Here is a 9730-nt window from a genome sequence, read left to right on the forward strand (position 1 = left end):
AGGCGGCGCGCCGCCTGCATGCCGGGCGCAGCCGTAACGACCAGGTGGCGACGGATTTCCGCCTCTGGGTGCGCCGCGCGATCGATGATGTGAGCACGCAGGTGAAGGATCTGATGCTGGCGCTGGCCACGCGCGCAGCGGAACATGCGGGCAGCGTGATGCCGGGCTTCACGCATCTGCAAACGGCGCAGCCGGTCACCTTTGGGCACCATCTGCTGGCCTATGTGGAGATGCTGGCGCGTGACGCGGGGCGGCTTGAGGATACCCGCCGCCGCCTGAACGAATGCCCTCTGGGTGCGGCGGCGCTGGCGGGAACCTCCTTCCCGATTGACCGTTTCGCGACCGCGGCGGCGCTAGGCTTTGCGCGCCCGACCGCCAATTCGCTCGATTCGGTCTCCGACCGCGATTTCGCGCTGGAGTATCTCTCCGCGCTCTCCATTTTGGCGATGCACCTCTCGCGCTTCGCCGAGGAGGTCATCATCTGGTGCTCCTCGCCCTACCGGCTGATTTCGCTCTCCGATGCCTTCACCACCGGCTCCTCGATCATGCCGCAGAAGCGCAACCCGGACGCCGCCGAGCTGACACGGGCCAAGACCGGGCGCATTTTCGGCCATCTGCTCGGGCTGCTGACCGTGATGAAGGGCCTGCCGATGGCCTATGCGAAGGACATGCAGGAGGATAAGGAGCCGGTGTTCGACGCGAGCGAGGCCATCTCGCTCTGCCTCGCCGCCACCGCCGGGATGGTGCGCGACCTGAAGGCCGACACCGCGCGCATGGCCGAGTTGGCGGGCTCCGGTTTCTCCACCGCGACCGACCTCGCCGACTGGCTGGTGCGGGTGCTGAAAATGCCCTTCCGCGACGCCCACCATGTGACCGGGCAGATCGTCCGGCTGGCGGAAGCCAGGGGGGTGGATATCGCGCAACTCACGCTTGAGGAAATGCGCTCCGTCGAGGCGCGTATCACGGCGGAGATTTTTGATGTGCTGACCGTCGAGGCCTCAGTGGCCTCGCGCGTGAGTTATGGCGGAACGGCGCCTGCGAATGTGAGCGCGCAGGCGGCAAAATGGCTGGAACAACTTTCATGAAACGAATCACCGTGGCTTTGATGCTTTGCCTGGCGCTCACCGCCTGCGGGCGGCGGGGCGAACCCTCCCCGCCCGGCCCGGCCGGGGCTGTGACCTACCCGCACGTCTACCCGGCGCAATAACCATGGCCGATGCAACACAAGCGGCGGGTCTGCCGGAGCTTCTGGCTGCGCGCCCGGCCCTTTCCATGCACGCGCGCGACGGTCTGTGCTTTGAGGGCGTGGCCCTGAACGCCATCGCGGATGCGCACGGCACGCCGGTATGGGTTTACGGCGCGGGGAGCATGCGCGCGCGCTACGCCGCCCTGACCACGGCGCTGGAAGCGCAACAGCTGAACGTGCATGTGCATTACGCGGTGAAGGCCAACGACCATCTGGCCGTGCTCAATATCTTCCGGCACCTCGGCGCGGGGGCTGATGTTGTCAGCCTGGGCGAGTTTCTACGCACCCAGCGTGCCGGAATCGCCGCCGCCGATGTGGTGTATTCAGGCGTCGGCAAGGCGCCGGTGGAGCTGGCCGAGGCGCTGGGCGCCGGGATCGGGCAGATCAACGCCGAGAGCGCCGAAGAACTGGAGATGATCTCGGCCATCGCCGGGCGGATGGGCCGCACCGCAAAAGTGGTGCTGCGCATGAACCCGGATGTGGATGCCGGCACGCATGAGAAGATCACCACCGGCCTCGCCGGCAATAAGTTCGGCATCGCCGCGCGGGATATTCCCGCCCTCTACGCGCGGGCGGCAAACCTGCCTGGGGTGGAGCCGGTGGGCATCGCGCTGCACATCGGCAGCCAGATCCTCTCGCCTGCCCCTTACGCCGAAGCTTACGCCAAGGCCGCCGCCATGGTGCGCGCATTGCGTGCGGCCGGGCTTGCGGTCTCCGTGCTGGATCTCGGCGGGGGACTGGGGATCGGCTACGGGGATGAACCCGGCATGCCGCTGGCCGCCTTCGCCGCCACCGTGCGGCGCGAGGTGGGCGGGCTTGGCGTGCGGCTGTTGCTGGAGCCGGGGCGTTATCTGGTCGGCCCGGCGGGGATGCTGCTAAGCAGCGTGATCCTGGAAAAACAGGCCGGGGACAAACGCTTCATCGTGCTGGACGCGGCGATGAACGATCTGATGCGCCCTGCCCTTTACGAAGCCTGGCACGGAATTTTGCCGCTCGGCGCGGCGCAGCTGCAAAATCAGGTCTCACCGGCTGATATCGTCGGCCCAGTGTGCGAAACCGCGGATTGCTTCGCCAAGGACCGCCCGATGCCGCCCATGGCGCCTGGCGCGCGCGTCGCGATCTTGGATGCAGGGGCTTACGGTGCGGTGATGAGCAGCAGCTACAACGCCCGCCCGCGCGCCGCCGCCGTGCTGGTGGATGGCGGGCGCTTCCACCTGATCACACCGCGGCAGACCATTGCGCAGCTATGGGCTGATGAGGCCGTGCCCGTCTGAGCGCCGGCGTTGGAACGCGTTCTGCTTAGAACGCGTTCAGGATGCGTTGAAAGAAGCCAGGCTTCACGTTCGAGTCCTGCGGGGTTGCGCCGGTGGTCACCGGCTGGCCCAGGGCCTCGTTCTCCTGCAAACGGCGCTGCTCGGCCGCGGCATCCACCGTTGGCGCGGGCACCGGGCCGCTGCCCGTGAGCTTGGCGACAAAACCGGGCGGCTTGCTGGCGATCAGCGCGTTCTGGTTCACCTGCGCACGGATGCCTGGGCTGGGCGCCGGGCCGGCCTGCTCCAGCAGCGCCTGTTCGCCAGGGCTCTGGGTGGTGGGGGCGGTGGTCAGCGCATTCGCGGTGTCCAGCGCATCAGCGCCCTGCTGGGCCGCATCCACCTGTTGGGGCCGGGGTTCGCCGGGGTTTGGCGTGGGCAGCACGCCCAGTTCCGGCGGCAGGGAGAGCGGCGGCTGCGTGCCAACCTGGAAGGCATCGGGCGGGTTGGCTTCCAGCCCGAACGTCTTCTTCATATTGTTGCTACAGCCCGAGAGGACGATGGCAAGGGTAATGGCGCAGGCGGCGGGGATTTTGATTCTCATGGCCTCTTCCTATCGCTGCGCGCCGTTCGGGGCAACTGGCTTGCGCTGAAACAGGCTGTCCAGCATCAGCGCCGCAACCCCGCAGACGATCGCGGCATCGCCCACATTGAACACATACCAGGACCAGCCGCCGATATGCGCCTGGATGAAATCCACCACCGCGCCATAATGCAAACGGTCCGCCACATTGCCAATCGCCCCGCCGGAAATAGCGCCAACCGCCAGGCTGGTGAGCCAGTTTTTGCTCCGCCACAGCCAGACCAGCAGGCTGAGAATCACAACGCTGGCGACGGTGGCCAGCAACACTTTGGCCCCCGCCCCCGCGAACATGCCAAAGGTGATGCCGTGGTTCCACACCAGCACGAAGTTAAGCACCGGCAGCAACACGAGGATATGCCCGTCGGTCAGATGCGCGCCGTGCAGCACCCAGTATTTACTGCCCTGGTCAGCGGCGAGCACCAGGGCGGCGAGGGAAAATCCGGCGATCCGCTTTTTCACGCAACAGCCTCGCAGCAACGGACGCACAGCGTGGGATGGCTGGCATTGCCGCCCACTTCCGGCAGTACCTTCCAACAGCGTTCACATTTGGCGCCCGGGGCGATCACGGGAAGTTCCATGTTCTCATCCGGTTTTTGAGTCTCCGCTGACAGATCGACCTGAGACACGATGACGACATCCGCCCATTCCCCGGCGGACAGCCCGAACGACCATTTTTCGGGGATGCTCAAAGCGATTTGCAACGATGAGCCCACCTTCTTCTCGCGCCGCATCTGCTCGATCGCATTGGTGAAATTGGCCCTCACAGCGCGGATCTTATCCTGCCATCTCTCCGCCAGCGCGTCGTTGCGCCAGGTATCGGGCACTTCGGGGAACTGCGTTGTATGCACCGACGTCTGCGCGCCAAAACGCGTGATCCACGCCTCCTCCGCGGTAAAGGGCAGCGCGGGCGCCAGCCAGGCCGTGAGGCAGCGGTGCAGAATATCCAAAAAGCTGCGGCAGGCGCGGCGTTTTTCAGAATCCGGCCGGTCGCAATAGAGCGAGTCCTTGCGGATATCGAAATAGAACGCCGAGAGGTCGGTCGCGCAGAAATGATGAATGGCGGGGTACACGCCGGTCCAGTCATGCTCACGCACGGCGGTCTGGATTTTTCCGTTCAGCTCCCACAGCCGGTGCAACAGGAATTGCTCCAGCGCCGAGAATTGGGCTTCGGGCAATCTCTCAGCCTCAGAAAAACCATCCAGCGAGCCGAGAATCCAGCGCAGCGAATTGCGCAACCGGCGGTACAGTTCCGCCTGCTGCTTAAGAATTTCCGGGCCGATGCGCAGATCCTCGGAGGTGTCGGAATTCATCACCCACAGGCGCAGAATATCGGCGCCGTATTTGTCGTTCACCTCCTGCGGCGCGGTGACATTGCCAAGCGACTTGGACATCTTGCGCCCCTGCTCGTCGAGCACGAAGCCATCTGTCACCACCGCCTTGAACGGCGCCACGCCGCGCGTGCCGACCGATTCCAGCAACGACGCCTGGAACCAGCCACGATGCTGGTCGGAGCCTTCGAGATAAATATCGGCCGGCGTGGGCAAGCCGCGCGCCTCCAGCACAAAGGCATGGGTGGAGCCGGATTCGAACCAGACGTCGACCACATCGAACACCTGCTCGTAATCCTCCGCCTTGTACTTATCGCCCAGGAAATCCTGCGCCGGGCGGGCATACCAGGCATCGGCGCTCTCGGCCGCAAAAATCTCCACGATGCGCGCCATCACCTCCGCATCGCGCAACGGTTCATGCGTGGTTTTGTCAACAAAAATCGCAATCGGCACGCCCCAGGCGCGCTGGCGCGAGATGCACCAGTCGGGGCGCGATTCCACCATGGAGCGGATGCGGTTGCGGCCGATCCCAGGCACGAATTTCGTCGCGTCGATGGCGGCGAGCGCCTTCTCGCGGATCTGGTCCTCGCCATCCATACGGATGAACCAGTTCGGCGTGGCGCGGTAGATCAGCGGGGCTTTCGAGCGCCAGCTGTGCGGGTAGGAGTGCATGAACGCCGCCTGGTGCAGCAGCGCCCCGGCCGCCTGCAAGGCGTTGCAGACCGGATCGGCCGCTTTGTAAACGTGCAGCCCCGCGAACAGCGGCACGGCGGGATAATAGGTGCCATCGCCCGCCACCGTGTCCGGCACGGCAATGTTATGCGCGCGGCAGAGCAGAAAATCGTCCTCGCCATGGCCGGGGGCCATGTGGACGATGCCGGTGCCCGCCTCCATGGTCACAAACTCGCCCAGCATCAGCGGCACGGTAAAATCATACCCCGCATCGGCGCTGTGCAGCGGGTGCTTGAACAACAGGCCTTCAAGCGCGCGCCCCTGGAATTTGCGCAGCACGCTATGCGCGGCAATGCCGGTTTTGGCGCAGAAATCCTCCAGCAAGCCTTCGGAGACGATCAGCTTCTCGCCCGCCACCGCGGCGCTGCCCTCGGCGATGGCCTCCACGCGCAACAGCACATAATCAAGCTCATGCCCCACCGCTAGGCCGCGGTTGCCGGGAATGGTCCAGGGCGTCGTGGTCCAGATGACGATGGCGCAGCCAAGCAGATCCGCCACCTCGCCGGGGGCGCCGCGCGCGATCGTGTCCGCGACGGGGAAGCGGACATAGATTGCGGTGTCCTTTTTGTCGTAATACTCAACCTCGGCCTCAGCCAGGGCGGTTTTTTCCACCGGGCTCCACATCACCGGGCGCAGGCCGCGGTAGAGCGCGCCGTTGAGCAGAAATTTACCGATCTCACCCGCGATACACGCCTCGGATTCGAAATCCATGGTGGCGTAGCGGTTCACCCAATCGCCCGCGACGCCCAGGCGCTTGAACTCCGCCGCCTGCACATCCAGCCAATGCTGCGCGTATTCGCGGCACTCGCGGCGGAATTCCAGCACCGGCACCTGGTCCTTATCTAGCTTTTTGGCGCGGTATTTCTCCTCGACCTTCCATTCAATCGGCAGGCCGTGGCAGTCCCACCCGGGGATGTAGTTGGCATCCCGCCCGGACATCTGCTGCGCGCGGTTGATAACATCCTTGTGAATTTTGTTCAGCGCATGGCCGATGTGCAGATTGCCGTTGGCATAGGGCGGGCCGTCATGCAGGATGAACGGCTCACGCCCCTGCCCGGCTGCGCGCAGTTTCTCCCACAGGCGCATCTCCTCCCAGCGGCGCAGCATCTCCGGCTCGCGGGTTGGCAGATCCCCGCGCATCGGAAATTCCGTGCGCGGCAGAAATACGGTGGCTTTATAGTCGGGCTTTGCTTCGGTCATCGGGGCTTCGGTCATGGGCTAAAGGGGTTTGGCCGGATTTTGATCTCTGTCAAGCATGGCGCGCGCCTGCGCCGCATCAAGCGCGATCTGCGCCTTGAGCGCCTCGAAACTGGGGAATTTCTGTTCCTCGCGCAAAAAATGGTGCAGCGCCACGCTCAGCTCCTGGCCGTAGAGATCGGCCTCGAAATCCAACAGATGCACCTCCAGCCGCGATTCCGCCGCGCCCACGGTCGGGCGCTGCCCAATATTGGCAACACCGTTCACCTCCGCCCCGCCCGGCAGCCGCACGGTTACGGCATATACGCCGCGCGCGGGCTCCAGATGGCGGCCAAGCGCAATATTGGCGGTGGGGAAGCCGATGGTGCGGCCGCGCGCATCGCCGTGGCGCACCTCGCCGCGAATGGTATAGGGGCGGCCGAGCAACATCGCCGCATAGCCTGGGTAGCCATCCTGCAGCAGGCGGCGGATTCGGCTGGACGAGATCAGCCCCTGCGCGTCGCTCACCGGCGGCACCACGCTCAGGCCCATGCCGAAGGCCTCCGCCTGGCGCGCCAGCAGCGCCACATCGCCGCCGCGCCGGTGCCCAAAAGCAAAATCTCCGCCGCAGGCCAGATGCACCGCCCCCACGCCCTCGTGCAGCACCTCGCGGCAGAACTGTCCGGCGGAAAGATGAGAAAACGCCGCATCAAAGGGCAGCTCATAGAGCAACTGCACCCCCATCCCCGCCAGAGCCTCGGCTCGCTCCGGCGAGAGGGAGAGGCGGAATGGCGGGTCCTGCGGGCGGAAAAATTCGCGCGGGTGCGGCTCGAAGGTCAGCACCGCCAGCGGCGCGTCAGGCCTGGCCGCATGGGCGGCGCGCAGCACCCCGGCATGGCCCAGATGCACGCCGTCAAAATTACCCAGGGCCACGCAGGCGCCTTTTGCGGCGGCGGGCAAGCCCCGCCAGTCCTTAAAAATCTCCATGGCACAGCAAAAGCCCCAACGCTTGGCCAAAGGTCAAGGGTGAGGCAGTATGGCGGCACAGATATCGCCCGAACGGAGTTTGCACCATGCGGTTTATCGGCAGAGTTTTGGGCATGGCCATATTGGTCCTTGCTGTCGTCTGGCTCGGGCTATGGTGGTGGGCGGAGGGCCGGATGCAGGCCGGCTTCACCAACTGGGTCAGCCGCATGCAGGCGCAGGGCGATGTAAAAATCAGCTACGCCCGCATCAACCGCGGCCTCTCGCCGTTGGCGGCCGATGTCACGCTCACGAATGTGCTGATCACCGTGCAGCCGAACCCCAGCCAGGCTCCCATATCGGTCACGCTGCCGAGTCTCGGCATGGAGATCGATGCCGCCAACCCGCGCGAGCTGCGCTACAACCTGCCGCGCCAGGTCAGCATCAACACCCCGCGCGCCGATGCCGCCATCACCTTCGGCAGCATCGCGCTAACCCAGCAAATCGACCTGAACGCCCTGGCGGCGGCCGAAATCGACCCCTTCAAGGCGAGCGACGCCTCGGCCAGCAACATCAACATCATGGCCAGCAGCGGCAGCCTGCTGCTGCTCCATATCGATAGCTACGCCGCCCACGCCAGCTTCAACCGCAAGGCCGGCGCCGCCGCTACGGCGCTTGGCCTCACCGAGACCATCAAGGGCATCTCGCTCTCGCCTTTGCTCACGCGCCTGGCCTCGGTCCCCTTTGGCGGCGCCATCACGCAAATCGGACTGAAACTGAACATCTCCGGCCCCGCTCCCGCCAACTGGGAGGCGCTGGCGAGCCAGTTCAACACCGTGCCGGTGACAAACCCGGCCGGGCGCGGCAAAATCGCACTGCAGGCCGTGCAGAGCTGGGCAGCGCAGGGCGGCAATGCCAATGCCAGCCTCACCCTGGCCATCGGCCCCAGCACGCTCAACGCCAGCGGCAATGTGAAGTTTGATGCCCAGGCCCAGCCCGAGGGCAGCTCCGATGTCACCGCGGACCATCTCGACGCTTTCTCCGCTGCCATCACCAACGCCTATCCGCAGACGCAGAAAACCATCGGCATGATCCAGGCGCGCCTCTCGCCTTATCTCTCCAGCACCCCGGCGCAAGGGCAGGCACTGAACATGCATCTGGTCTACGGCGCCGGCAGCGTGATCATCAACGGCCAGAAAGCCGCGGATTTGCCAACAATTAACTGGAACATGCTGGAGAACCCGCCCGCCCCCACGCCGCAGGCGCCGGGGGACGGCTCAGGCGCCGCGGCTCAGCCGCCGGTGGTGTCAGGCGCCCAGTAGAGCAGGCGGCGCAGCAAGCGGTCCACCACCACATAAAGCGCGATGGTGAGGGCCGCCAGAATGAACAGCGCCGCGAACATCAGCGGGGTCTGGATACGCGCATTGGCGTTGAGCATGACATAACCCAGCCCCGAGGATGCCCCGGCCCACTCCCCGATGATCGCGCCGATGGGAGCGATGGCGGTGGCCACGCGCAGGCCGGAGCCAAAAGCGGGCAGCCCGGCCGGCAGGCGGATATGGCGCAGCACGGCCAGGGGCGAGGCGTTCATGGTGCGCGCCAAATCTAGCCAGCCGGGCGGCGTGCGGCGCAGGCCGTCGGCAAAATTGGCGGTCACGGGGAAAAAGATCACCAGCATCGCCATGATGATCTTCGCCACCATGCCAAAGCCGAACCAAAGCACCATCAGCGGCGCCAGCGCGAATACCGGGATCGCCTGGCTGACCACCAGCACCGGCATGAGCCAGCGCTGCAGCACCGGGGAAAACACGATCCCCAGCGCCGCGATGCCACCCAGCAGCGTGCCGCAGAGCAGGCCGAGCAGGATTTCCGCCAGCGTGACCAGCGTATTGCCCAGCAACAGGCCGCGCTGCGTCCACAACGCCGCGGCGACATCGCCCGGCGGCGGCAGCATGAAGGGCGGTACGGAAGAATAGCGGGCCGCCAGCCACCACAGGCCGAGAAACACCAGGAAGGTGGTGGCCGGGCGAACGCCCCTCATGGCGCGGCGGCTTCGGTGAGGGTGCGCATCAGCGCCCCCTGTGTCTGCAGCAAGGCGATATCATCGGCCGCGCGCGGCGGCGGGCCGGGCACATGCAGCGGCGCCCCCAGCCGCGCCGGGGCGCCGGAGAGCACAAACAGCGCATGGCCAAGGCGGCAGGCTTCCAGCGGGTCATGCGTGATCAGCAGCACCGTGCGCCCAGCCAGAAGCTCCGCCGCCAAATTCTGGATTCTGAGCCGGGTGATGCTGTCCAACGCGGAAAACGGCTCGTCCATCAGCACGATCGGCCGGTCCTCATAGAGCGTGCGGGCCAGCGCCACGCGCTGGCGCATGCCGCCAGAGAGCGTCTGC

Annotated in this window: 10 protein-coding genes; 4 read left to right on the forward strand and 6 right to left on the reverse strand. The window is 65.7% G+C overall.

From position 1 onward, the window contains the following. From argH to lysA, 3 genes are all read left to right on the forward strand, one after another. Nucleotides 1-1085 (forward strand): argininosuccinate lyase (gene argH, locus HKL97_RS06290; protein WP_291423537.1); only part of this gene is annotated, 1085 nt, incomplete at its 5' end. Beyond that, nucleotides 1082-1207, forward strand: coding sequence for an LPS translocon maturation chaperone LptM (lptM, locus tag HKL97_RS06295; RefSeq protein WP_291423539.1), 126 nt, complete (start codon nt 1082-1084; stop codon nt 1205-1207). The genes argH and lptM, both read left to right, overlap by 4 nt. A gap of 2 nt (nt 1208-1209) precedes the next feature. Then, nucleotides 1210-2520, forward strand: coding sequence for a diaminopimelate decarboxylase (gene lysA, locus HKL97_RS06300; RefSeq protein ID WP_291423541.1), 1311 nt, complete (start codon nt 1210-1212; stop codon nt 2518-2520). Between the two features lie 25 nt (nt 2521-2545). On the opposite strand, the gene HKL97_RS06305 is transcribed toward lysA, so the two are convergent. From HKL97_RS06305 to HKL97_RS06320, 4 genes are read right to left on the reverse strand one after another with little or no spacing between them, the layout of a single operon-like run. Next, the gene (locus tag HKL97_RS06305) at nt 2546-3100 is read right to left on the reverse strand and encodes a DUF3035 domain-containing protein (RefSeq protein WP_291423543.1); all 555 of its coding nucleotides are present in this window, start codon (nt 3098-3100) and stop codon (nt 2546-2548) included. A gap of 9 nt (nt 3101-3109) precedes the next feature. Next, nucleotides 3110-3598, reverse strand: a complete 489-nt coding sequence (gene lspA, locus HKL97_RS06310; RefSeq protein ID WP_291423545.1) for a signal peptidase II — start codon at nt 3596-3598, stop codon at nt 3110-3112. Continuing rightward, nucleotides 3595-6399, reverse strand: a complete 2805-nt coding sequence (ileS, locus tag HKL97_RS06315; protein ID WP_291423547.1) for an isoleucine--tRNA ligase — start codon at nt 6397-6399, stop codon at nt 3595-3597. Before ileS ends, lspA begins: the two co-directional genes overlap by 4 nt. A gap of 18 nt (nt 6400-6417) precedes the next feature. Continuing rightward, nucleotides 6418-7362, reverse strand: a complete 945-nt coding sequence (locus tag HKL97_RS06320) for a bifunctional riboflavin kinase/FAD synthetase (RefSeq protein ID WP_291423549.1) — start codon at nt 7360-7362, stop codon at nt 6418-6420. 113 nt (nt 7363-7475) lie between these two features. Here HKL97_RS06320 and HKL97_RS06325 point away from each other — a divergent pair, with 113 nt between their 5' ends. Continuing rightward, nucleotides 7476-8660: a DUF2125 domain-containing protein gene (locus HKL97_RS06325; RefSeq protein WP_291423551.1), complete on the forward strand. Its 1185-nt coding sequence runs from the start codon at nt 7476-7478 to the stop codon at nt 8658-8660. Here the strand turns inward: HKL97_RS06325 and HKL97_RS06330 are convergent. Together HKL97_RS06330 and HKL97_RS06335 are read right to left on the reverse strand one after the other, a co-directional pair. After that, a complete protein-coding gene (locus HKL97_RS06330; RefSeq protein ID WP_291423552.1) occupies nt 8630-9379 on the reverse strand; it encodes an ABC transporter permease in 750 nt (249 codons plus the stop codon). The genes HKL97_RS06325 and HKL97_RS06330 overlap by 31 nt on opposite strands. Next, on the reverse strand, nt 9376-9730 hold a 355-nt coding region (locus HKL97_RS06335), incomplete at its 5' end, for an ATP-binding cassette domain-containing protein (protein WP_291423553.1). The genes HKL97_RS06330 and HKL97_RS06335, both read right to left, overlap by 4 nt.

Source organism: Acidocella sp. (assembly GCF_013044125.1).
GTDB lineage: Bacteria > Pseudomonadota > Alphaproteobacteria > Acetobacterales > Acetobacteraceae > Acidocella.